20 protein-coding genes are annotated in these 25,228 nt (G+C 39.8%); 11 read left to right on the forward strand and 9 right to left on the reverse strand.

The window, feature by feature from the left end; translation table 11 throughout:
• Positions 1 to 12: 12 nt before the first annotated feature.
• The 5 genes from LKO28_RS12210 (at position 13) to LKO28_RS12230 (ending at position 5,473) form a co-directional block, all read left to right on the forward strand.
• Entirely contained in the window at positions 13 to 1,554 is a 1,542-nt protein-coding gene (locus LKO28_RS12210) for a hypothetical protein (protein WP_099371735.1), read from the forward strand.
• 20 nt (positions 1,555 to 1,574) lie between these two features.
• Complete coding sequence (locus LKO28_RS12215) at positions 1,575 to 2,429, forward strand: universal stress protein (protein ID WP_185214046.1); 855 nt, start codon at positions 1,575 to 1,577, stop codon at positions 2,427 to 2,429.
• Between the two features lie 64 nt (positions 2,430 to 2,493).
• Entirely contained in the window at positions 2,494 to 3,138 is a 645-nt protein-coding gene (locus LKO28_RS12220; protein ID WP_099371733.1) for an HdeD family acid-resistance protein, read from the forward strand.
• 63 nt (positions 3,139 to 3,201) lie between these two features.
• The gene (locus LKO28_RS12225; protein ID WP_118194049.1) at positions 3,202 to 3,414 is read left to right on the forward strand and encodes a hypothetical protein; all 213 of its coding nucleotides are present in this window, start codon (positions 3,202 to 3,204) and stop codon (positions 3,412 to 3,414) included.
• Between the two features lie 1,141 nt (positions 3,415 to 4,555).
• Entirely contained in the window at positions 4,556 to 5,473 is a 918-nt protein-coding gene (locus LKO28_RS12230; RefSeq protein ID WP_227695170.1) for a PfkB family carbohydrate kinase, read from the forward strand.
• Positions 5,474 to 5,559: 86 nt separating this feature from the next.
• On the opposite strand, the gene LKO28_RS12235 is transcribed toward LKO28_RS12230, so the two are convergent.
• Both LKO28_RS12235 and murB read right to left on the reverse strand, forming a co-directional pair.
• The gene (locus tag LKO28_RS12235; protein ID WP_227695171.1) at positions 5,560 to 6,069 is read right to left on the reverse strand and encodes an RNA polymerase sigma factor; all 510 of its coding nucleotides are present in this window, start codon (positions 6,067 to 6,069) and stop codon (positions 5,560 to 5,562) included.
• A gap of 267 nt (positions 6,070 to 6,336) precedes the next feature.
• Positions 6,337 to 7,353, reverse strand: a complete 1,017-nt coding sequence (gene murB / locus LKO28_RS12240; RefSeq protein ID WP_227695172.1) for a UDP-N-acetylmuramate dehydrogenase — start codon at positions 7,351 to 7,353, stop codon at positions 6,337 to 6,339.
• Positions 7,354 to 7,612: 259 nt separating this feature from the next.
• Here murB and LKO28_RS12245 point away from each other — a divergent pair, with 259 nt between their 5' ends.
• The gene (locus tag LKO28_RS12245; protein WP_227695173.1) at positions 7,613 to 8,227 is read left to right on the forward strand and encodes a TetR/AcrR family transcriptional regulator; all 615 of its coding nucleotides are present in this window, start codon (positions 7,613 to 7,615) and stop codon (positions 8,225 to 8,227) included.
• Here the strand turns inward: LKO28_RS12245 and LKO28_RS12250 are convergent.
• Entirely contained in the window at positions 8,193 to 9,197 is a 1,005-nt protein-coding gene (locus LKO28_RS12250) for a YpdA family putative bacillithiol disulfide reductase (protein WP_227695174.1), read from the reverse strand. The two genes, LKO28_RS12245 and LKO28_RS12250, sit on opposite strands and share 35 nt — an antisense overlap.
• The gene (locus tag LKO28_RS12255) at positions 9,190 to 11,379 is read right to left on the reverse strand and encodes an FUSC family protein (RefSeq protein WP_227695175.1); all 2,190 of its coding nucleotides are present in this window, start codon (positions 11,377 to 11,379) and stop codon (positions 9,190 to 9,192) included. Before LKO28_RS12255 ends, LKO28_RS12250 begins: the two co-directional genes overlap by 8 nt.
• A gap of 182 nt (positions 11,380 to 11,561) precedes the next feature.
• Here LKO28_RS12255 and LKO28_RS12260 point away from each other — a divergent pair, with 182 nt between their 5' ends.
• The 3 genes from LKO28_RS12260 (at position 11,562) to LKO28_RS12270 (ending at position 15,883) form a co-directional block, all read left to right on the forward strand.
• On the forward strand, positions 11,562 to 14,135 hold the full coding sequence (locus LKO28_RS12260) for a phosphoenolpyruvate carboxylase (RefSeq protein WP_227695176.1): 2,574 nt from the start codon (positions 11,562 to 11,564) through the stop codon (positions 14,133 to 14,135).
• Positions 14,136 to 14,206: 71 nt separating this feature from the next.
• The gene (locus LKO28_RS12265; protein WP_227695177.1) at positions 14,207 to 14,815 is read left to right on the forward strand and encodes a hypothetical protein; all 609 of its coding nucleotides are present in this window, start codon (positions 14,207 to 14,209) and stop codon (positions 14,813 to 14,815) included.
• A gap of 153 nt (positions 14,816 to 14,968) precedes the next feature.
• The gene (locus tag LKO28_RS12270) at positions 14,969 to 15,883 is read left to right on the forward strand and encodes a LytTR family transcriptional regulator DNA-binding domain-containing protein (protein ID WP_227695179.1); all 915 of its coding nucleotides are present in this window, start codon (positions 14,969 to 14,971) and stop codon (positions 15,881 to 15,883) included.
• 159 nt (positions 15,884 to 16,042) lie between these two features.
• Here the strand turns inward: LKO28_RS12270 and pdeM are convergent, their stop codons facing one another.
• From pdeM to LKO28_RS12290, 4 genes are read right to left on the reverse strand one after another with little or no spacing between them, the layout of a single operon-like run.
• Positions 16,043 to 16,705, reverse strand: coding sequence for a ligase-associated DNA damage response endonuclease PdeM (gene pdeM, locus LKO28_RS12275; protein WP_227695181.1), 663 nt, complete (start codon positions 16,703 to 16,705; stop codon positions 16,043 to 16,045).
• Between the two features lie 5 nt (positions 16,706 to 16,710).
• A complete protein-coding gene (locus tag LKO28_RS12280) occupies positions 16,711 to 19,164 on the reverse strand; it encodes a ligase-associated DNA damage response DEXH box helicase (RefSeq protein WP_227695183.1) in 2,454 nt (817 codons plus the stop codon).
• 1 nt (position 19,165) lies between these two features.
• The gene (locus LKO28_RS12285; RefSeq protein ID WP_227695185.1) at positions 19,166 to 20,746 is read right to left on the reverse strand and encodes an ATP-dependent DNA ligase; all 1,581 of its coding nucleotides are present in this window, start codon (positions 20,744 to 20,746) and stop codon (positions 19,166 to 19,168) included.
• A gap of 11 nt (positions 20,747 to 20,757) precedes the next feature.
• Complete coding sequence (locus LKO28_RS12290) at positions 20,758 to 21,753, reverse strand: ligase-associated DNA damage response exonuclease (protein ID WP_227695186.1); 996 nt, start codon at positions 21,751 to 21,753, stop codon at positions 20,758 to 20,760.
• 68 nt (positions 21,754 to 21,821) lie between these two features.
• On the opposite strand from LKO28_RS12290, the gene LKO28_RS12295 reads away from it, so the two are divergent.
• Positions 21,822 to 23,078, forward strand: a complete 1,257-nt coding sequence (locus LKO28_RS12295; RefSeq protein WP_227695188.1) for a putative DNA modification/repair radical SAM protein — start codon at positions 21,822 to 21,824, stop codon at positions 23,076 to 23,078.
• 1 nt (position 23,079) lies between these two features.
• The gene (locus LKO28_RS12300; RefSeq protein WP_227695190.1) at positions 23,080 to 23,841 is read left to right on the forward strand and encodes a TIGR03915 family putative DNA repair protein; all 762 of its coding nucleotides are present in this window, start codon (positions 23,080 to 23,082) and stop codon (positions 23,839 to 23,841) included.
• A gap of 4 nt (positions 23,842 to 23,845) precedes the next feature.
• Here the strand turns inward: LKO28_RS12300 and LKO28_RS12305 are convergent, their stop codons facing one another.
• The gene (locus LKO28_RS12305; protein ID WP_227695191.1) at positions 23,846 to 25,165 is read right to left on the reverse strand and encodes a glycoside hydrolase family 28 protein; all 1,320 of its coding nucleotides are present in this window, start codon (positions 25,163 to 25,165) and stop codon (positions 23,846 to 23,848) included.
• Between the last annotated feature and the right edge of the window lie 63 nt (positions 25,166 to 25,228).

A 25,228-nucleotide genomic window follows, 5' to 3' on the forward strand; every position in this document is an offset into this window, starting at 1 on the left:
AAAACAAAATTTATGTACAATAAAGCACCTTTTGCAAGTTGGGTTCCTAAACCTGTGATGTTGTTATTGATTTTGGGAATATTATTCCCAGTGATGACCGTTTCGGGCGTATATACGAGCAACATCACGGATATTTCGGGAGCTTTAGCAACTTATACAGAATATATCTCGATGGCTAATAACGCTGGAGCCATCGGGATGGGCTGTGCCATTATGATACTGATGCGCATCAAGATGCGTTTCCGTACCAAAGAAATCATTGCCGGTTCAGCAATTATCCTCGCCATATTATCCTATATGTGCGGAACAACGGACAGCCCTGTTGTGTTGATAGTATGTAGCTTACTTATAGGCTTTTTCAAGATGTTTCCGTTGATTGAAATGGTTTTGCCAGTGATGTTCATTCTTTCTCCAACAGGTGACCGAGGGAAATTCTATGCGATATTCTATCCGTTGTCTATTGGGTTTGCACAACTTTCGGCGTATTATTTTGCTCAGATGGTATTCGACGGCAGTTGGCAGACACCGTATTTGTTTATGTCCGCAATAATGTTGGTGATTGCAGCACTATCACTTATTTTTCAGCACAATCAACGTTTTGGTTTTAAGATGCCACTGTATCAAATTGACTGGTTTTCACTGGTTGTATTCGCAGCTTCGATGATGTCGCTGAATTATTTCTTTGTGTTTATGAAACAGCAAAACTGGTTTCATTCACCCAATATTGTTGGTTCGCTGATGATTGGCGTGGGACTATTTATTGCCTTAATATACAGACAAAATTCCCTCAAGCGGAAGATGCTTGATTTTTCGGTTTTCAAAAAGAGAAATGTCAGTCATTCGTTAATATTGTTGCTGTTTTTGGGCTTATATCTGGCAAGTTCCTCGGTTTATACACAGTATGCGATTGGTGTCTTGGGATACAACAATCTAGTTAATGCACACACCAATCTTTGGATGATACCTGGTATCGTCATCGCAGGAATACTGGCGTTTTACGGCTTCAAAAATAAATGGTATCTCAAGTATTACATTGCTTTAGGATTTGTATTTTTTGCACTGCATACGCTTTGTCTTTATCTGATTATTCAACCTCAAATGGACATACGTTACCTTGAATATGCGTCCATATTAAAAGGTCTGGGAATGGGTATTCTGTTTATTGGGATATGGTTTTATGCCTCGCTCAACCTGGGAATGAATGAGATGATGGGAATGATTGCTGTATTGATTGTCGTTAGGTCTTTTCTGGCTACAGCTCTTGGTGGTGCCATTATCGGGTGGGCAAGTTATCAATCACAATGGCAAAGCTTGAACGATATTTCGATGTATCTCGATGCAGGAGCTATTCCGAACGGTATGGCAATTTACCAAAACATTAGTCTGAACGCGTTAATGGCTTCAGGAAAAATCGTATTGGGAACATTGACTTGGTTGGTTGTGCCGATATTGATTTTCATAGCAACACATTCTTACGGTAGTTTCCATTACAAACGAGTGGTGTTATTACGTAAAAAGATTAGAGGAGACTCCATTAAAGGATATAGGTTTTAGAAATTTTGAAAACTAATAAAATGAAAAAAATATTGTTTTTAACGGATTTTTCTAAAGTAGCCGAAAATGCTTTTATCTATGCATTGTCCGCTGCGGAGAAAATAAAGGCAGAAGTTCACATTCTTCACGTTACACACATTATAGAGACGAAAGATGAAGAGGAACAGAGTCGCATACATCCTTTTGCTGCCTTCTATAACGAACAACTGGAATCCGACGAACGGTCTGATTTCAAAGTCGAGGCTGAGAAATTGGAAAAGATTGCAGAGGACAATAACAAACTGGGAATTCCTGTAGAATTTCATTTTGAGAAAGGCTATTTTCAAGAGGTTGTAGATGATTATATTGATGAATTGGGTATTGATGTCGTCGTGATGGGGACTTCCGGAGCGAATACGGTCGATAAAAAACTGTTTGGTTCTAATACCGAAAAATTGATGAATCATTTGGAAATCCCTTTGCTTGCCATTCCAGCGGATATAGCTTTTTCCGAAGTACGGAATTTTACCCTCGCTGTAATGCTGAACGACGACGAATATAAAATCGTAAATCGTTTGAACGAAAGTTTGCAGACTTTTGGAGGAAATCAGCTAAAATGTGTGTATGTGGCAGGAAGTGAACAGGAAATAGAGAAAGTCGAGACGAAGATAGAACAATGGAAATCGAATATCAGTAACCCTGAATTTTCGTTGGAAATCGTCATAAATCCCGATGTAATCGACGGATTAAACGATTTTATGAACAGCAACCCAACTGATGTGTTGTGTGTGATTCATCGGCACAAGAGTTTTATGCAACGGCTGTTCAGAGCCAATTACAGCAAGCGTTTGCTACAATATTCAAACACCGCTTTACTGATTTATAACAGTAACTGATTTCGATTTAGTACCAAATTTTATAGTTATTTTTAACAAAATTTTTAATTCAAAATAGATTATTATGGCAACATTTCTCAAAACCATTCGCAACACCGTAAAACACTGGTATATTCCGGCAATCATTGGTGCGTTATTCATTCTCCTTGGAGGCTATTTATTCACAGTTCCAGCAGCGACTTATTTAACACTGACTATATTTTTCAGTTTGACTTTCTTGTTTTCTGGGATTTTAGAAATCGTGTTTTCTGTTCAGAACAAAGACGAACTCGAAGGTTGGGGCTGGTACCTGACGAGTGGAATTTTTGGTTTACTGATTGGTCTTGTTTTAGTTGCAAAACCCGAAGTTGCTGCAACTACACTGCCGTTTTTCGTAGGATTTAGTTTGCTGTTCCGTTCTTTCCAAGGATTAGGATTTGCCTTTGAACTGAAAAATTACGGTGTCATCAAATGGGGTAATCTGGCAATTTTGAGCGTATTGGGGATAATATTCTCGTTTCTACTAATCGCTAATCCGATTTTTACAGGAATGTCATTGGTCGTATTAACAGCTTTATCGTTTATTTTTGCTGGAATATCTGCTATTGTATTGGCTTTCCAATTGAAAAAACTGAAAACACTTCCCGGCAAATTAAGAAAAGAGCTAAAAGACAAAATCGAAGATTTGAAAGAGGAGTATTACGAAGTAATTAATGGCGATAAAAATTAATTTTTTCGTTAATAGAGGACAACAAATAGATTAATATACAGACTTATATTTTAAAATAATATTATGGTATCAGTATTTAAGACCAACGTGACTAATAATCAAGAATCGAGACTTGTTATCAATCATTTAGAATGTATGTATCCTAAAATCAATATCGAATTTGACCTCGAAGATGTTGATAATATGCTGATAATCGAAGGGGATAATTATAAGGAAGATGAGATTGCTTCTCTTTTATTCAATCTTGGTTTCGGGTGTGAATTGCTGCCTTTTTAAAGTATTTAAATGAAATAGAACGTTTGGGTGATTGTTTCCGTATGCTAAAAATACAATAATAATTTGTGAAACCACCTTTATAAGATCATAAGTAAAGGTAGGGTAAAAAAATCAAACACAGTATAAATATTAGCTATTATAAAATAGCTAAAAACTAAGGAGCGCATCCAGTAATTTACTGATCGAATCAGGTACCTAGGTCATTAGAAAAGCAAGGAGAAATAATTTATGTGCTTAATATAAATATATAAATGCAACACGGAAAATACCCTTTAGGATGGTTAGATTTATTATTTAGCTAAATAGTTTTTTATTTCGATTTTTTTATTATCTTGAATTTAAGATTAGTTGCTAATCTTATGGTTGTAATTTTGATTAAACCAGACCGTTCTTTGATAGCTGAACACAGCATTATAGAAATAAATCTACCCACTTGCCTTTATCTATTTTTTGGGAGGTATCTGGGTGCATAGATGCCTAGGCATATAGGTGTATAAATATGCGTATATCTAGATGTGTAGATATCTAGGTGTATGGAGATATAGATGTCTGGGTGTTCAGATGCTTCAAAATAGAATGCCTGTTTTTTGTGTCGTTAAGGCATATTTCCGTATAACCCCTCTCTGTTGTTTCGCAATCTGCAAGTTGTGTTTTTGTACGTACAACCCTCGTACCTCGTGCTGCCCACAAAAACCTCACTTGCCATTGAACAACCACACCCCGATGGGGATTGGTAGTTCAGTGGTAGGAAAAAGGTCGCAACTCCCTTTTTCTTTATTGATACAAAACAAGAAAATGCTACAAATATGTAACAGCCCAAAATTTTACAGTTCCAAAAAATCTTCATATATTGCTTCTGTAAGTCGGAAAGGCATATTTTTGACTCCTTTATAAAGGATAGGCCCTATAACTGTTAATCAGAGGGTCGCTGGTTCGAGCCCAGCTTCAGGAGCAAAATTAAAAGCGGTTTCTCTATAAGAGAGGTCGCTTTTTTTGTTTTCTGCACGAAGTTAGAAAGCTGTTGTCGGATCAAGCCGAATTCTTGGGGATACTAAGATCTCTCTTGCTTTTACGTTTTCAGAAATAATCATTAATATTGTCAACCGGCTTTAGTCGTTTATTATTGAAAACAGAGCAACTTATGAGTTTAGTAATCGTAGGGACAGTCGCGTTTGACGCTATTGAGACCCCTTTCGGAAAAACCGATAAAATTGTAGGGGGTGCGGCAACCTTCGCAGGCCTAGCAGCATCCTATTTATACAATAAAGTAAAGTTAGTTTCCGTTATCGGAGATGATTTTGGAGATGATAATCTGCATATTCTGAGGTCAAAAGGGGTTGATATTGAGGGTGTAGAAGTGGTGTCAGGAGGTAAGTCGTTCTTCTGGTCAGGGAAATATCATAACGATATGAATAGCCGCGATACCTTAATAACAGAATTGAATGTCTTGGCTGATTTTGACCCAAAACTGCCCAGCTCCTATCAAGATTGTGAGTACCTATTGTTAGGGAATCTGACCCCACAAGTGCAGCTAACCACATTGGCTCGTTTAGACCATAAGCCGAAGTTGGTCGTTTTGGATACTATGAATTTTTGGATGGACGTCGCTTTAGACGATTTGAAAGCCGTACTGAAACAAGTAGATGTGTTAACGATTAATGATGCCGAAGCGCGTCAGCTATCGGGTGAATATTCCTTGGTGAAAGCAGCCCAGGTTATATTAGCCATGGGGCCAAAATATCTGATTATCAAAAAAGGAGAACACGGAGCATTGTTATTTGGTGAAGGACAAGTGTTTTCGGCGCCCGCATTACCCTTGGCGGATGTTTTTGACCCTACCGGAGCCGGGGACACCTTCGCTGGTGGCTTTATTGGTTACTTGGCAAAAGTTAAATCAATTAATTTTGCCAATATGAAAAATGCGGTGATTTATGGATCTGCATTGGCTTCGTTTTGTGTAGAAAGATTTGGTACGGAGCGCTTGCAGCATTTATCTGTAGATGATATCCGTAATCGAATCCAACAGTTTATAAGCTTGTCTAGATTTGAACTGACCTAACTAGCCGAAAGATGTTTTTCTATATGATAGACGTTTTTTGAAAGCGAGTGATGGTATTCTCCATCACTCGCTCCGACAATGGGCTATCAATTGAATTTATACGTGCTCAATGTTTTTTTCATCACCTTGCGCGCTACATGGATGCGTGTCTTTACGGTTCCGATGGGAATATTTAAATGGTCTGATATTTCATGATATTTATATCCTTCGAAGTACATGGTGAAAGGAACGTAGTAATCATCCGACAAACTCGATAATGCGTCATTGATATCTTCCATAACAAATTTATTTTCTCCCCCGTTTTTTGTAGCAGAAACAACAAGGTTAGCACTAGTGATTTCTTCCTCTTTGGTAATGAAAGAGTTTGTTTTTACAATACGACGATAGTTATTGATAAACGTATTTTTCATGATAGTGTATAACCAGCCTTTTAAGTTTGTGCCTTCTTTAAAGTTTTTAAAGTAAGTAACGGCTTTTAAAAGCGTGTCTTGTACCAAATCGTTGGCGTCATCCTGGTCTCTCGTGAAATTTCTTGCGTACGCTTTGAGTGATTCCGATTGCTGAATTACCAAAGTGTTAAATTCTAGTTTGTTCATATTAGACTGGATTAAAAGTTTACACTATAAAATGAACATTCCTGTTCAATTAGCTATCTAAAGTAGTATTCATTCTCATGAACTACGGTTACACGGTGAATTATGCAAATGGCGTGCTAAACTTTTTTATATGTGTTAAGTCTAAATGAATATTTTATGAAATTCTTTTATAATTATATTATTTGCAATAAATAATGGCTTAATAGCCAATGAAGTAAGGTGTTTGTGTCATTGATCACATTGTGAATTCACAAATGTGGAAAACTTTTAAAGAATATTTACTTCTCTTTCTAGTGTTATTCCAAATTTTTTATACACATCGTTCACTATTTTAGACGATGTCGTGTAGATATCAGCGCCGCTGGCTGACCCTAAATTGGTGATTACCAACGCTTGGTTTTTCCATATAGCCACATTACCATCAACTTTTCCTTTCCATCCACAGCTTTCAATCAGCCAACCAGCAGCAAGCTTTATATAGTTTTCGTCGACGAAATAGGAAATAATAGTAGGATATTGTGCCTGTAAACTCTCAAAGACTTCTGAAGATACTAGCGGGTTTTTAAAGAAGCTTCCCGCGTTGCCGATAGTCGAAGGGTCTGGAAGTTTCTCAACCCGGATAGCGGATACGACCTCGGCGATTTCCCTTATGGTAGGCGAGGAAATCCCTCTTTTCGCTAATTCCATATTGATGGCGCCGTATGTAGTGTTAATTTTATGATGTTTTTGCAGTTTAAAAGTGACCGAAGTTATCACAAAACGTCCCTTATAGGTGGATTTGAATATACTATCTCGATACGTGAATTTACAGTCCGCTCTCTGAAAATTCGTGAACTGTCCGGTAGTTGTATCAAACGCCCGACAGGAATGAAAGACGTCCATGAGTTCTGTCCCGTAAGCACCGATATTCTGTACAGGTGACGCGCCCACAGTACCGGGAATAAGCGCTAAATTTTCCACCCCTCCGAAATTATGATCCACGCAATACCAAACTAGATCATTCCAGATCTCACCGGCACTTGCCGTTACGTAATTGAAATCGTCTTCTATAGAATAGGTAATTCCTTTTGTGTCCATTCGAACGATCAATCCATCGAAATCTCTGGTAAATAATACATTACTTCCAGCTCCTAATACGAAAAACTCTTTAAGGAATGCGCCGTCGTTAAAAAGAGTGACGAGCTGACTTTCGTCGCGTATATTGATGAATTTTTCACAAGAAACTTCGACGCCAAATGTATTATAATTTTTTAAAGAGATCTGATGCTGGATGGTATTTGACATTTTTTGTACTTGTTTTAATTTGACTAATCCTTTTAAAAAATCAAAAAAAGAATTAACTTTATAATATGACTGTAAAGATAGTACAAAGCACAGTATTTCCGCTATAAATAAGCCTTCAAAAGAAGAGGAGTATGAAATACACCCTCTTGTGTTCATAAATTCCTTTGAAGGCATAGGATCATGAATATTCATTTTATATAATGCGTAACTTTATAGCGTATAAAATTGAATACATTTAGGTTATAAATAATAAAATAGCATGTCGAAGAATGTTGATGTAAAGAGAGCAAAGATACTTGATGTGGCAAAACGACGTTTTGCTCATTTTGGAATGACAAAGACAACCATGGCAGAGATCGCCAAAGATTTATCTTTTTCAAAAGCGCTATTATATTACTATTTCCCAGATAAACATAGTCTATATACCGCTGTGCTGGAACATGTGGTAAACGAGATGATTAATAAAGTGGAAGCATACATACCGAGCGCTTCGGGCGTTGAAGAGATACTTTTGTATGCCGTGGAAAGCCGGATGTCGATTATGCGGGATAACTATAATTTGTTTGAATACTCTTCTTCCCAATTTATTCAAAATCCAGGTGAGATGGGGAAGAATATCGGCCCCTACTTTGAACGCATCCGTGACCAATATAGCCGGATTTTAAAAAAGGGGGTAGACAATAAGGAGATCAAGGTTGACGATTTCAATGAAACCGCAGAGTTGCTGCTTTTTTCATTGATGGGTATGCGTGTTGGAATATTAAGCAAAGATTTAAATGATTGCTTATTTCCTACACCAGATGAGTTTGACCTAATCTTGACGAAGCAGCAAAAGATGGTTAAGATCTTCCTTCGAGGCCTGCGTCACAGTTAGCTGTACGTGCTAAAATATGTTGCATAATAATATCTGCATGAATTCGGGAATTTTCAATGAACCAAAGATGCGTATTGAGACCCCCACAAACTACTCCCGCTAAATATAACCCAGGAATGTTTGTTTCCATCGTTCGCGGATCATGTTCGGGAATCATGGGTGATTCATTTGGTATAGCTATTCCTATTCTTTTTAAGAAATCAAAATTAGGGCGATAGCCCGTCAGTGCTAGTACAAAGTCGTTTGGTAGTTCGACTTTCCCTGTAGGTGTAGAAATAGTGACGTAATCTTCGCGAATGTCCACAAGTTGACTTTGGAAATATACATCTATTTCACCTGCCGAAATTCTGTTTTCTATATCCGGTCGTACCCAATACTTGACTCTAGAGCCAATCTCTGGTCCACGGACAACCAATGTTACTTTCGCACCTTTTCGATAGGTTTCCAGTGCTGCATCCACGGAGGAATTACTAGCGCCCACGACAACGACACGCTGATTCGTATAATAATGTGGGTCTTTATAATAATGCGAAACTTTCGGAAGATCTTCTCCAGGGATATTCAATAACATCGGTATATCGTAAAAACCTGTAGCCACTATAACAGACCGTGCCATATATTGTTCCTTTGATGTGGTAACGATAAAATATCTTTCGTTCTTTTTTACTTCAATAACTTCCTCGAAGAGACGGATGTTTAAATCAAATTTGTTACTAATACGACGATAATATTCTAATGCTTCTGCTCTTTTAGGTTTGGGCAGTGTTGTCACAAATGGGGTGTCTCCAATTTCAAGTCGTTCTGATGAGGAAAAAAACGTCATATTTAGCGGATAATTGTATAGCGAGTTTACCAGACAGCCCTTCTCTAAAATGATGTGCGATAAATTTGCTTTTTGTGCTGAAATGCCGCACGCTAACCCAATCGGTCCAGCGCCTATAATTAAAACATCAAAAACTTGATTATCCATTTGTTAAATTTATTGATTCTTTGTGCTCATTTTCCACGGTGCGACTGACCAACTGCTGTACAACTTTGTGTAAATCTGCCGAGATTTTACTCAAAAACTGTAATTGCTCCGTAATTAGTTTACTGTTCTCGTCTTCGCTAGTCGCTACGTTGAGATCGGGGAAGTCTTCATCTGGGTCAAACTTTCTTTCATCATCAGGTGAAGGGAGCAGCGCTATAGACTTGCGTAAATGAGTAAGCGTTTTTTTTAGCAGGCGAACGTGTTCGCGACTATAACAATCCATATCTGCGTCTTGTACTTGAGTGAGTAAGTTCGCAGCGTGGGATGATAAGATGTGGTCAAGGATAACAAAACGGTTGACCTCCTGTGTGTATTTTTGTCTCCATTTAGGCTCAGTCAGCATACGTTGAAACGTTGATCCCATATTCGCCGAGGCGATATAAACTTCTTTACGAGAAAGTTTATATGCAGTAATAGTCGGCTGTTCTCCTGCGAGTATCCGTATTGCTTGTGCCAAATAATTGTAATTAGCTATTAATAAACTGCGCATGTTGTCCCTAAACTGAAAGCTTTCCCAATTTGGGAGAATAACATAGCTGGATACAAATGCAATCACTCCCCCTAAAAAAGTATCAATTATTCGTTCAGTCACCATTTCTAAGGTGTCTGTCCCATGAAAACTGAGCATAATCAGTATGTAGGGGGTAATGAACATCACGGCCACAATATAATTAATACGGAATAAACTATAACCGCTGAGGAAAAAGAAAATAAGGAAAATAAACCGTATGGTGACATCGTCGATGGTGAAAATAACCACCGCTCCGAGGATACCGCCGATCAAGGTGCCTATTAGTCGCTGAGCATTCCGCTCTTGTGTAGAACCGAAACCTGGTTTAAGAATAACCAAAATCGTTAACAATGTCCAATAAATCCCGTTTGGATTAAAATTTATGAGATTCAAGGTGAGGTAGGTTCCCGAGAGAACAACGCCCACGCGTATCGCGTGGCGAAAGGCGGACGACTGCAAGCTAAGGTTGCTCTTGAACTTTTTCCAATCTATCTGGTCACGTGTAATAAATTGAGACGCCGAGTCTATTTCTTCTTTTGGGATATTTGGCCCGACGTTCGTCGAGTTATAACTATATATGTTTTCCAGATACTTAATGATGGTTCTGATATTGATAATGACCTTTTTGAGTGGGATGGTATTAACGCCCTGTTTATCGAGTTTTTCTACCGATTCACGTAAATGGTTCATATCATTTTCAAATGCATAAGTCGGTTTGGGTAACCGGTTTGCATTGATCGCATAAGCGATATTATCTAATTCATTGGTTACCTTTAATATAGCATGTTTGAAGGGTACGAGCACGCCGTACTGACTATAAGCAACTTTAATGGCGTTGTAGTCGTATTGAGTAGTCAAACTCTGCTCGAAAAGATCGACAATATCAGAGAAGATAAGGGTTAGATAACGTCCAATTTTGGTGGTATCTTTAATCGACCGCTTGCTCTGAAAAAGGGTGTCTCTTACGGATTCCTGATGTTTATTGACCTCTACTTGTTTTTCAATTAGTTTGAGATAATTTTTGTCGATGTCGATATTAGGATCATAGAAATCTGCTTTTAGCCTGATATAGTCCGCTACATAGCGAATAGACTCCGCAAGCTCCTGTTGGGCAATACGATAAGGGCGAATCTGGAGGGACCACATACTGATTAGCATGTACCACATACCACCAGCAATGACGAATATAAGGTTAAGCCAGACATTTCCAGCGTTTACGGAATGTTGCACATTGAAGAGCATCAAAAGGGTACACATTGTTCCCACGGTTGAGGCACGAGCATTGAAAACCGCAAACATCGCAAAAAAGAAACCCAGTAGGGCTATAGCGATGGTCGTTAAGCTAATAGAAAAGTTGATGGAAACGATCAGCGAATAGGTTAGGATACCTAAGCCGATCGTAGATAACATACCTAATCGCCGATGAGAAGGTGCTCCAGGTGTATCAGAAAGACCGATTAGGAGTGCTCCAAAAGAAATTAAAGTTCCTTCGTTAGCATATCCCAAATAAACGCATACGAGCAGCGGGATGATGCATCCTAGGGTGATCATTAGTCCTTCCGCAAAATATTGGCTGTAGAAAAAATGACTAATCTCTCGGGTTCTTCTCATGAAAAAATGTGCTAAACAAAGATACAAAAAAATCACCCATTAGGCTTTGTATTTTTGATAATGAAAAATGTAGTTTAATATTTTAATCATACCAGAAAGTTGTTTTTGTTGTGAAAAGTGTATAATTTAGTCCGATTCGAATTTAAGGTATTCGAAATCTATAGTACTCCTTAATTTTTAACATGAAAGTAAGTCAAAAAAAATCTGTTTTTCACAATGAGGTCTTAACGCGCTTTGATTTGTATAAAAGCCTTTTTTTAACGTTACCATTTCAAAGTGTAAAGCATACAGGTACGATTCTCCCTTTTTTCTCCACGCATTGCGAGAAAGGAGTAGAAGAAAGACTGACACCAGAGGATATTATCGAAAGTTTCTTTGGACAGTATGAACAATACGTCCAAGAAGACGATCGCATTGATTTTCTCTTTCGAATTGTACAGTATATTGAACGTCAGGTAGTGCTTTTTGATGCTGTAGAAGATTCTGCCTTTCAGTCCGTAGGAAAAGCAGACGACTCTGGACTTTTGCAGTCGTTATTTCGTAGCGCACAAGATAACGTTGATCTGAAAAAAAAGATATTAAAAAAATTACATAATTTTTCTGTTAGGCTCGTGTTGACGGCGCATCCTACACAGTTTTATCCAGGTCCTGTGCTAGCGATCATCACAGACTTAATTGATGCATTGAAACGAAATGATGTGCACAATATCCAGTTATTGTTGCAGCAACTTGGTAAAACGCCTTTTATCAACAAAGAAAAGCCTACACCGGTTGACGAAGCCGCTAGTTTAGCGTGGTTTTTAGAAAATGTATTTTATAAGGTCGCTTCTGAAATCCAGTCAAGTATCGACAATGAGTTGGAAGTACCGTTGGAGGATGTGAATCAACTTATCGAATTAGGATTCTGGCCAGGAGGTGACAGAGATGGAAACCCAAATGTCACGGTGGAGGGTACGAAGAAAGTTGCAAACATGTTAAGAACTATATTATTCCGATGTTACTATCGCGATTTCCGTGTATTACGACGTCGAATAACCTTCCGTGGTACGCAACAATATTTGGACGTCCTTCAAAATTTATTCTATGAAAACAGCTTTAATCCGAAAGAAAATCCAACGGACGATACAGCTAAGATATTAGAGAACCTCAACAAAGTAAAAGAGGTTTTAGATACCATGCATGAGGGATTGTTTGTAGAGTTGGTAGAAGACTTAATACGAAAAGTGTCCACATTTGGCTGCTATTTTACAACGTTGGATATTCGACAGGATAGTAGTGTGTTAAGAAACGCATTTAATTATTTGGTCGAACGTCATCCTGAGACGGGGCTTGACTTGAAAAAAGTTACTGATTCGGAAGTTGAAAAAGAGAAAGAAATTAAATTTACAGAATCAAATTTTGATGTAGAGCAAGACGCAGATGCATTGGTTGTGGATACGTTAAAAGTTATTAAGTTAATCAAGGATATTCAGAAATCAGGAAGCGAGCGGGCGGCACAACGATTTATCATTAGTAATTGTCAACAACCATCTGACATTCTAGGTCTTATGCAGTTATTCTTGTGGTCCGGATGGAAAAAGGATAACTTGACGATTGACTTTGTACCTTTATTTGAGACAGTTGATGACCTTTCCCGAGCCGCAGATGTCATGCGTAGTTTATATGCGAATCACGCCTATGCCGAACATATAAAACATCGAGGAAACAAACAAACCATCATGCTCGGGTTTTCCGATAGTACGAAAGACGGTGGATACCTGATGGCTAATTGGTCTATTTATCGGGCGAAAATCGAGTTAACAGCTATTGCACGTGAATATGACGTAGATTTAGTGTTTTTTGATGGAAGAGGAGGGCCACCTGCGCGCGGAGGGGGAAAAACCCAGCGTTTTTATGCGTCGATGGGCAAAGAGATTGCCAACGAACATATTCAACTAACGATTCAAGGGCAAACTATCAGTAGCCAGTACGGCTCGTTGGAAACGGCAAAGTATAACATTGAACAACTTCTACAGGCCGGAATTATATCAGAGCTTCAGCAAAACGACGGCGACACCTTGACTAAGAAGCAAAAGGAGGTGATCGATCAGATGGCACAGGTCAGTCATGGGAAATTCATGTCGTTACGGAAGGATCCTTTGTTTTTGAAATACCTCGAGACACTTAGTCCGTTGAAGCAGCTTGCAGAAGTAAATATCAGCAGTCGGCCGGTGAAGAGAAATTCCGATAGAGAATTACGTTTAGAGGATTTGCGGGCAATTAGTTTTGTGACTTCTTGGAGCCAACTGAAGCAGAATATTCCAGGATTTTACGGTGTAGGTAGTGCATTACAATGGGCAGAAGAAAACAACCTTTGGTCTTACGTCAGAAATCTTTATGAAAGTTCGGGCATGTTCAAAACGATTATGGATAACTGTATGATGTCGATGACAAAGTCCAATTTCGAGGTCACGGCCTATATGCAGTACGACGAAACTTTTGGTGCATTTTGGTGTATGCTGCGTGACGAATATGAATTGACGAAAAAATATCTTCTGAAACTGAGTAACGCATCGGAATTGATGGAAAATTATCCGATAGAGCGGGCATCCGTCTTAGCGAGAGAGAAGATTGTGTTGCCACTTTTAACAATTCAACATTATGCTATTCGCACTATGTTGAACAAGAAGCTATCGGCAGAACAGGAAGCGATATACAGAAAACTTATCGCTCGGACCATTTATGGCGTGGTTAACGCTGGGCGAAATGTCGCGTAACCGCACTACATTGTTATTTTAGTCGGTAACGTCGATTATTTTTTTATTTTTGTAGGATAAATAGAAGAGAGATGAAATTAAATACTTTATTTGTAGTAGGGGTATGTGCTGCTACGTTCTTGGGATCTTGTAGCCCAAAGACTGCGGAAGAAAGGCAATTAAATTTAACACATACATCGTTGGTTGATGGTGACGCCTACCAGTTTTTTCAGCTTGTGGGAGCCAAAACTGTTTATGAAAACGATTACGCTTCTTATGCGGCGGGAGTAGCAAATTCTTCGCAAGCAAAACAAGTCGCCGCAAAAAGTCAAGAAGTATATAGTTCATTGATCCCAGCTTTAGATAGCTTAGCAATTATCAAACACATTGATTTTCCAGTTAAAGGATCTGCGAAATTTGCGGCGCCAAGCGCTGTAACGACTGTAGAAACTGAGCAGGAAGATATAGATACCGCGGAGGTTGAAGACGCAGCGGTCGCTCAACAGGCATCTGCTACCTATTCAGACGGAGCGTATATTCAACATGTACAACATGAGGCGGCGGTTGTGAAAGACCAGCTGAAGCGGATGACGCGTAATACGGATAAAGATATACGTGCTTTTGCAGAGGAAAATTTACAAAAAGTAACGGAATTATTTACGCTGGCGGGCGGTCAAGAAGATGCGCACGCTCATCATTAAGCGAGTAATTTAGCTCAGTATACTTTTAAGATAGCGAAAAAGGAATGTAGGGAACTGCATTCCTTTTTTTATGAAAACGGTTATGGTATTGCAAAAATTAGGTAGGTTAAGTACATTTGTTCATCGACATAATTTTTATAAAACTAACCATTTATGAGATCCGTATTTTTAAATTACCTTTCGACGTTTTCATTACATTGGTGGCCTTGGTTAAAAATCGGCTTTTATTGCTCGTATTTTTTGTTTTTCCAGATCAGCAATTATGCGGAGTCGTCTGTCGTTCGTTTTTTAGTCAATATACTGATTTTCTTAAGCGCGATAGGAATAATAGAACTCTGCCAATATATGCTTCACCTTTTATTTCGGAGAAGACATTACACCAAGGCGTTGATGGTTTTGGGAAGTAGTTATATCGTACTAGCCATTCTTGGGTATTATATCATTCATGTGAAAGAAAATATCGTGTCTGACGTGTTGTGGAATCGTCAGTTTGAAGCTTCATGGAGCGCGTTTCTAAAAAGTTTTAGTCGCTTCTATTGGACATTCTTTAAATATGCTTTAATTCTGTTTTTATTGAAACAGGTGTTGCTCTTGATAAGATTACGTGGCGCGAAAAACCGCGGTGCTAATCCGTTACTTATAACGATGGAACCTATTTTGACAGACGCTGTGCGTCCGCAAGGAGCTACCATATCGATGGGATTCGAAAGCCCAAAAGACTTTCCAGATCATGCTGATAAACTGCCGGTAAAAGTAGGTTCCATCACACACATGTTGGATATTAGTAATATCGTATATCTGGAAGTACAGGATGAGATTACCACCATATACCAAGTAGATGGTTCTCCTTTGCAAGTCAAAATTCCATTATCCCGATTTTGCGAACGTCTACCCAAAGATCGATTTGTCCGCATACATGAGAGTTGGGCGGTTGCATTACCTTACATCGCTAGAGAAAGCGGGGGGAAAATTTATATGCGGTTTTATGAGGATCACCCACTAAAAATTTCTACATCCGACCGGTATCCTGCATATAAAAAATGGAAAGAACATAATAGGTTGAAATAAAAAAAGGTTTTCAAACGGGGAGAATGAAAACCTTTAGCTAACCAATTATAAACCTAAATTATGATAGGACAAAGATAGTGTGATTTTTACATGCTTCCAAATTTTTTTTAAAATATTGATATTTTTTAAGTTACTATCCAGAAATATAGTTAAAATGTTCTATAAATTTGAATGGGGTACACAAAAGATATCCTGCTCATGAAAGGCATACCGCGCACTATCACGTGAAACGGGGCTTGTGTTGAGACCGGTAAATCGACTAAATGCAGGCAGTGTAATTTGTTGGCTGGAAACAACAAAACATGGGAAGGTGATGAACTGTTTGGTGGGCATTCTGACCCGAACCCCAGGATGAGCGTGTCCAATAATCGTGGCTGAATGAGGGATAATGTTAGTTTGATGTGTGAAATAAATGTTGTCCAGATACCAATCTTGATAGATTTGATGAATACCCATCGTTGTCCACTGCGTATTGGTAAAACGGTCGTGGTTGCCTTTGATTAAAACAAAATGGATATCAGGAAACTTGCCAATGAAGTGCTGTAGTAAACTCACCTCCGTATTTGCACCCGCATGAATTATATCACCTACGATCACCACTTGTTTAACAGGGAAATAACGTATCAAGTTTTCTAGACGTTGCAAATCATGCAACGTGACCTGTGTAGGAAGGGCAATACCATTTTTTCTAAAATGTGCCGCTTTACCTAAATGTAAATCAGAAAGGATAAGGATGTTGTGTTTTTTCCAGAACAACACGCGCTGATTTGTCAAGGTCAATGATGTGCCAGCAAAAGATATGTCATGTGTAATAATATTCATCGCTTTTATCTCCGAGGTTTCCGATTGTATTGCTGCAGTCGTTGGATGCGGCTTGTCAGATCTTCGCTTGATAAGGATTGCCGCAGACTGTCTACTTTGATCGGAAAACTCAATGGTGTAAACCCTGTTGCAAATTTATAAATGATTTTACTATGATGTATCCGTTGGAATGCCGCAACCAATCGTGGTTCTTCCAATTGTTGGTTGAATACCTCTGTGTAAGCTTGGCGTAGCAATAAATTATGCGGATCATGCTCTTCCAAAACTTGGAAGATAATACCCGAAGAAGCCTGCAAAGACTTGTTGTTTTGTTGCTTTCCATGTAGATTTTGTATAACCATGCCTGAAATGATCGCGATATCCCGAAATTTCCGTTTTGCCATTTCTGTGGCATTTATGCTGCTAGTTACATCTTCCATCAAGTGCTCTCGACTCAAGACTTGCTGGAGTTGTGTTTCCGTTAGTACAATTTCTGCATCCGAGAACAATTCAAACCCGTAGTCGTTCATGGCCATGGAAAAACTTATTGGAATAAAACGGCTGATGCGGTAAGCAATTAGCGCAGCCATCACTTCGTGTACTAACCTCCCCTCAAAAGGATACATAAAAAGATGATATCCTTCTTTCGTTTGGATAGATTCCACCAAAAATTCATCTTCTGCTGGAATATGCGAATGCTCATTTTGACGTGCAACCAAGGGGTGTAAGAATTGCAGTTCTTTTTCTCCACTATGGGGATGCGTAGCGAGCGCTAACTTTTCTCGTAGGAATTGACTTAAGTTGGAGCTTAAGGGTAAGCGGCCGCCCAACCAACTTGGTGTAAAGGCTTTACCTGAAGAGCTGCGGACATAGGCAGTCATCTCTTTAACGCGGACAAGCTCCAAAACACGTCCAGCCAAAACAAATTTATCACCGCTATGCAATCTCGAAATAAAATATTCCTCCACCATACCAATATAACCTCCGGAAAGAAACTTAACGCGCATCATCGCATCGCTCACAATAACACCCATGTTCATGCGATGTAACATAGCGATGCGTCTTTTCTCGACAACCATTAAGTCATCATCTTTTTGGACGACTTTATGAAACTCCTCATAATTCTTCCCTATGGCGCCTCCTTGTGTGATGAATAACATGCACCAATCCCATTCGTCGCGGGTTAATTCCCGAAACGCAAAAGTGCTTTTGACCATGGGATACATAACCTCCGTTTTAAATCCTCCGCCTAAAGCTATGGTAACCAGAAATTGAACTAATACGTCAAACGTGAGCACCATGGGATCCCGATTTTCTATAGTTTGTGTTTTGACAGCCTCCTTTAAAGCCGCGACTTCAATTAATTCCAGTGAATGAGTCGGAACAAAGTAAATTTTGGAAAGTTCGTGCGGCGAATGTCCACTACGTCCCGCTCGTTGCATGAAACGCGCTACCCCTTTGCTGGATCCGACTTGAATAACTGTATCTACGGGTTTAAAATCTACGCCTAAGTCGAGAGAAGAAGTGGCAACAACAGCTTTTAACCTCCCTTCACTTAACGCTTCCTCGATCCATTGTCGGATATGGCTATCAATGGATCCGTGATGTAGCGCAATCTGACCCGCAAAATCAGGGTACGCTTCCAATAACAATTGATACCACATTTCACTTTGGCTTCTTGTATTAGTGAAAACTAATGTGGATTTACTTTCCAAAATAATCGGTACGACTTTGTCTGCTAGCTTGCCACCCAGATGTCCGGCCCAGGGCAATACCTTCACTTCCGAGGGGAATACAGGGATAATGGCAATTTTCTTTTTTTCACGGGAAACGATTTTTATTCGTTTATTCACGTCCGGAACTAACACTTCCATCGCTTCGTCCAGATTGCCGATGGTAGCTGTGATACCCCAGATGCGTAGTTTGGGAGATTGATGTTTTAAAAATCCTACTGCTAATTCCACCATGACGCCCCGTTTCGTTCCCAGTAGTTCGTGCCACTCGTCGACCGCTACACATTGTAAAGCGTTGAAGTATCGCTGGCGACCTTTTTGCCCGAGCAAGAGGTGAAGACTCTCGGGCGTTACTAATAATACATCAGGCATCTGTCGACTTTGCCGTTGCTTGATCTTGATATCCGTATCACCATTCCGTACCTCCACTTCCCAATCTAAACCAATCTCATCAATGGCTTCCTGCATCGCCCGGGCCAAATCTTTTGCTAACGAACGCAAAGGGGTAATCCATAATAGTTTTAATCCTTTTTCATAACCGGAAGGATTATTCATGAAATCAATCAATACCGCAAGAAAAATGGAGAAGGTTTTCCCAAATCCGGTAGGAGCGACCACCATGCCACTGTACCCATTGCCGTATTTCTTCCATGCTTTTTTCTGAAAGCTAAAAGGTGTATGGCCTTTTTGCTGCATCCAGTCTGTGATAATGACGTAGCCTTCGGTATGTCGCTTGTTATTTTTCAAATCAATGAATCATTTTTTTGATTTCTTCAATATCATCGATGTCCGCAACCGTTTTGTCCGTTCGCCAACGTGCTATTCGCGGGAACCGTAAAGCTACACCCGACTTATGCCGGTTACTAAAAGCAATGCCCTCGAAAGCTATTTCGAATACTAATTCGGGTTTGACGGTTCGCACCGGGCCAAACTTTTCCAAGGCGTTTTTGTTGACAAAACGACTAACCTCTTTTATTTCCTTATCTGTTAGTCCGGAGTAGGCTTTTGCGATCGTCACTAAATGCTCGCCATGTCGCACAGCAAAGGTATAATCGGTGTAATAGGCACTTCTCCGCCCGCTTCCCTTTTGGGCATAAATTAAAACAGCGTCAATTGTTAATGGATCGATTTTCCATTTCCACCAATCGCCTTTCTTACGTCCTGTATGATAAAGAGATACTTTGTGTTTTAGCATGATGCCCTCGCTGTTGATGGAACGCGCGTTTTCCCGAATCGACTTTAACGCTTCCCAGTGATCAATAGTAATAACTTTGGATAAGTGCAAATGAGGAGATGGATTAAGAAAGAATAATGCTTCCAATTGTTGTCGTCTTTCCAACATGCTTTTTTGTCGCCAATCGTCGCCTTCCCATTCCATGAGGTCATAAGCATATACTTGAACAGGAAATTCTTCCAATAATTTTTTGCTGATCGTTTTCCGGTTTAGACGTTTTTGTAGCGCCGAAAAATTCATGACCTCCTGTTCTTTCACGACTAGAATTTCGCCATCGATAACAAAGTTTCCCTGCCATTGCCGCAGTATATCTCGTATCTCCGGGAACTGATCGGTAACTAGTTCCTCGCCACGTGACCAGATAAATACTTCATTGTCGCGTTTGATGAACTGTCCGCGGATACCATCCCATTTGTATTCTATTTGCCAATCCTTCACGTCTCCCAGTTCATTCAAATCCTTTTCCAACGGGTAAGCTAGACAAAAAGGGTAGGGCTTGGAAAGTTGCGTATCGGTATAATGACCTTTTATAAGATTTTCAAATGTCACCTCACCCATTTTCCAATCGCCCATGACACTATGGGTTACCGTGCTGGCGTCCATCTGATAATGTCTTGCTAAAGCATTGATAAGTGTCTTGGAAGAGACACCTAAACGGAAACTGCCGCCTAATAGTTTATTGAAGATAAAACGTTCGGTAGTAGGGAGATTGTTCCACGCTTGCAAGACAAATTCTTTTTTTTCAGCCTCCGTACTGTCTTTCAACGCTATAATCCTATTCATCCAAGCTGTGAGCGTCCGATCCACATAGTGGTGAGCTTGTGGTAAAATCAAAGCAATAGTTTCACCCAAATCGCCTACAGCAGCATAAGACTCTTGGAATAACCACTCGGGAATACCGGTCACTTCGATCGCCCATTGCTTCATCAATGTGGTATTGATATTGCGTTTAGGACGCTTACCGGTAAAGAGAGCAAGAAACCATAATTTGTCGTCATTGTCGGCTTCTAGGAGAAAACGGTCGATAGCCTCCAATTTTAAATTGGTTTTGTTGGTGCTATCCAAGGCATTAATTAAGGTGGCGAAGGCTCTCATAATTTTCTCACTTATGTTTTTTCAAGTTCTTCTTCCTCATTTCCAAATACTGTCCTAACTTCTTCCGCCAATATGCCGATCTCGTTCAGATATTTGGTGAACACGGCTGTTTGTCCGTGTGTTATATAAACCTTTTCGGCTTCGGTAGCTTTTATCACATCCAAGAGTCCTTGCCAATCGGCGTGATCACTTATGGCAAAACCCGCGTCAGCACTCCGCCAACGGCGGGATCCGCGTACCTGCATCCATCCCGAACAAATAGCATTTGCCATATGCGGTATTTTATGGATTACTTTAGAATCGGCTAAGGCGGGTGGAACGATAACAATATGCGTATCTACCTGTTTGATGTCTTCTTGAAGATTGATAATATTGTAAGGAGGTAGCTTGACACCAACACTTTCGTAGGCTTGATTGAGTTTCGCTATAGAATAGTGTACATGCAAAGGGGCGATACCTACAAGAGCCTTCATAATGCGTTGCGCTTTGCCTAGCGAATAGCCAATAAAAACGGATGTTTTACCGTTTGTCTGATTCTGTAAAACCCAATTTTGCATGTGTTGATTTTGCTGCTCCACCGATAACCAATGATAGATAGGGAGTCCGAAAGTACTTTCGGAGACAAATTCATGGCACTTAATAGACTCGAAAGGGGCTGATAAACCATCATTTTGAGTTTTGTAATCTCCAGAAACTACGCATACTTTTCCTTTATATTCCATTCGGATCTGCGCAGATCCGATGATATGTCCTGCCGGATGCAACGATACCTTGACGCCATTAATGTGAATGGATTCATGGTAGGAAAGACCCTGCACGGAAATGTCGATGCCGATACGGCTTTTCAATATAGGTACCGTAAAATGATGGCACAGGTAATTTTTCATACCCCAGCGTGCGTGGTCGGCATGCCCATGTGTCACCACAGCGAAATCTACAGGTTGCCACGGGTCAATAAAAAAATTGCCCGGTATACAATAAATACCTTCTTGTCGGAACTGTAGCATATATTAATAAATAACCAACTTTCTGACTTTATGTTTTTCGCTAAAAAAATTAGTATTTTTGTTGTAATATGCTGCGAATTGAAGAAAAATTGAAGATATTGGCGGATGCCGCCAAATATGATGTGAGTTGTAGTTCCAGTGGAAGTACGAGAAAGAATAAAGGAGGGGTCGGCGATGCTTCGGCATCCGGCATCTGCCATACCTATACGGAAGATGGACGCTGTGTGTCCTTACTAAAGATTCTACTAACCAATCATTGTATCTATGATTGCGCGTTTTGTGTAAGCCGTAAAAGCAATGATGTGAAAAGAGCTGCCTTTACCGTAGAAGAGGTAGTCGATCTTACGATGAACTTTTACCGACGCAACTATATTGAAGGACTTTTTCTGAGTTCCGGCATCTTCAAAGATGCAGATTTTACGATGGAACGCATGTTGCGGATCGTGAAAAAGTTGCGCCAAGAAGAACGATATAATGGGTATATCCATCTCAAAACGATTCCCGGTGCGAGTGAGGAGTTGATAAAGGAAGCTGGACTATATGTTGATCGGATGAGTATCAATTTGGAATTACCGACAGAAGCAGGGCTTAAGTTGGTAGCTCCAGAGAAAGACCATGAATCCGTAAAGAAACCATTGGCGTTTGTGAAAGATCAGATAGCATCTTTTAAAGAAGAAAAGAAACTCATAAAACACACGCCGATTTTTGTTCCCGCTGGTCAAAGTACGCAAATGGTGATCGGCGCAACGCCCGAAAATGATTTTGAAATCATGCAGGTAGCCCATGATTTCTATAAGAACTATAAACTGAAGCGGGTTTATTATAGTGGTTATATTCCCATAAACAACAGCAATTCTTTGTTACCACAAATTGGTTCAGCACCGCCCTTGGTTCGTGAAAACCGGCTATATCAAACGGATTGGTTGTTGCGTTTCTACGGTTTTCAACTCGACGAAATTTTAAATCCGCAACATATACATCTGGATCTGGATATCGATCCTAAATTAAGTTGGGCATTACGTAATCCTCATTTTTTTCCGGTGGATGTGAATACCGCCGACTTTAACGCTATCATTCGGATACCCGGAATAGGCAGGCAGTCTGCACTAAAGATTGTACAGGCGCGAAAATTTGGAAGATTACATATTTATCAACTTCAAAAGATGGGTATAGCCTACAACCGTGCGAAATATTTTTTGCAATGCGTCGATACTCCTTTTATATTGGGGAGCCCGAGTATGGAGCACGTTCGACATGCTATTTTGAGTGCAGGTACCCGCCATAATCAACGAAAGGTCGTTGCTGGACAATTAACGTTATTTTAATATGTACTATTTATTTGATGGCACCTATTTAGGCTTTTTATGCTGCGTATTTGAAAGCTTTGAAAGAAAGGAGTTTCCTATCACTCCCCTGGTGCACACGGATTATCAAATAGCGCTATTTGCGGAAACGAGGACAATCGTGACCGATAACCGAAAAGCATTACGCGTTCAGAAAGGATTACAGAAACGTGTCGGTAATGTGGAAGCGATGGATTTCTATCGAGCATTCCTTTCCGAAGACCGGAAAGCTTGGCTAGCTTCTTTTTTTATTTTGCATCAAATATTTAACGGTCGGGCAGATATACGGCAACATTATGGTAACGACCAGGTATTATACTTTTCACAGATATTAAAAAAGGTAAGTCGCGAACGTCATCGTATGAAAGCGTTTATCCGTTTTAGTAAAAGCTCGGATGGCCTGTATTTTGCATTGGTGGAACCGGATTTTAACGTATTGCCATTAATTTCGGACTTTTTTAGAAAAAGATACGCCGATATGCCTTGGCTTATTTATGATATGAAGCGCAAGTATGGTCTGCTGTCCGATATGCGACAGGTGGGAGAGGTGCACCTTAGCCTAAAAGAAGTACAAGGAGCAGCGGCACCTTCAATTGCGATTGCCCTGGACGAACGGGACGAACTTTTTCAGCACCTGTGGAAGCACTATTATACCAGTACCAATATTGAAGCGCGAAAAAATATGAAGTTGCATCTCCAGCATGTTCCTAGAAGATACTGGAAGTATCTGGTGGAGAAGAAATAACTTCTTATTTTAAAACAGTGTGGCTATTAGCATGTGATGGCACCTTGACTTCATCTCCAATGATAATATTATTAAATACGATGTTTTCTGTGTTGGTGAAACTGATAGCGGTTTTAGCGGTATCTATCTGGATATTTGAAAAATGTATGTCGCTCACTTTTTTTGTTGGATAGCCCTGAATGACTAAAGCCGCGTTGTGCACTTTATGACAACGTAGGTTGTCGACAAAAATATCTCGTATATCTGTTTCATGCCCAGATCCTTCGCCATGATAATAGGATGTGATGAAGAAACAATCCTCTACTTCACCAAATTCTACGTTATTTACATAAATGTCGCGGATAAAACCACCTCGATCAGGATTCGATTTCAAATAGATGCCACGTTTGCAATATCCGCCAAACGTGCAATCCTCCACAAAAACATTTTGTACCCCCGCCGACATTTCACTTCCAATGACGACACCGTGTAAACCTTTAAATCGACAATTACGGATGATAATGTTTTCAGAAGTAATTCCAGTTTTTCTACCTTCATGATCTCGGCCGGCTTTAATAGCAACATTGTCGTCCGCATTATTAAAATCAATATCTTCGATTAAAATATTCTTGGAATACTCTGGGTCGAATCCGTCGTTGTTTTTATTAAAGGCATCAAACTTTACCCTTCTGGCTGTAATATTTTCCGACTTTAGTAGGTGGACACACCAAAACGGTGAATTAGCTAGCGTAACGTCCTCTATCAAGATGTTTTTACATTCAAAAAACTGAACGAGGTGAGGCCTTAGATAGTGCCCTGATCCAAATATGCGTTCTTCTACCGGTGTGTCCTCATGGTTCATTTTCCGGCTCAGCATTTGACTCGGCTTTTGCTTTGCATGCCACGTGCTGAAGGTGTCTTTAGCATTTCCGTCAATTATACCTTCGCCAATAATCGCGACGTTCTTTGCTTGATAGGCGTAAATAAAGGGACTATAGTTATACAAAAATGTTCCTTCCCAGCTAGTTAGTACTGCAGGTAAATAATCGTCTGGGTTTGAACCAAAAACCAACTTAGCGCCTTTTTGTAGGTCGAGCGTGACATTGCTTATTAAATGGATAGGGCCATTTACCAAATAGATGCCGGGCGAAACTACAATTCTTCCTCCACCTAATGCTTTGCATTTTTCGATGACACTATCAAAGGCCGGCTTGTTATCTGTAAGTGAGTCCCCTAGCGCGCCAAAATCTTGTAGGTTTAATACACTGTCGGATATAGGAGGAGGGACTATCGTTTGTAAAATATGATCCCTCTTTTGGGTCCTCGATAAGTTCTCTTCGGACATATTTGTACACGATGATATAAGCAATAGGCTTATGGTAAGAAAAAAAAGATTTCTGAACATAGC

It is taken from the genome of Sphingobacterium sp. FBM7-1 (assembly GCF_020687765.1).
Taxonomy (GTDB): Bacteria; Bacteroidota; Bacteroidia; order Sphingobacteriales; family Sphingobacteriaceae; genus Sphingobacterium.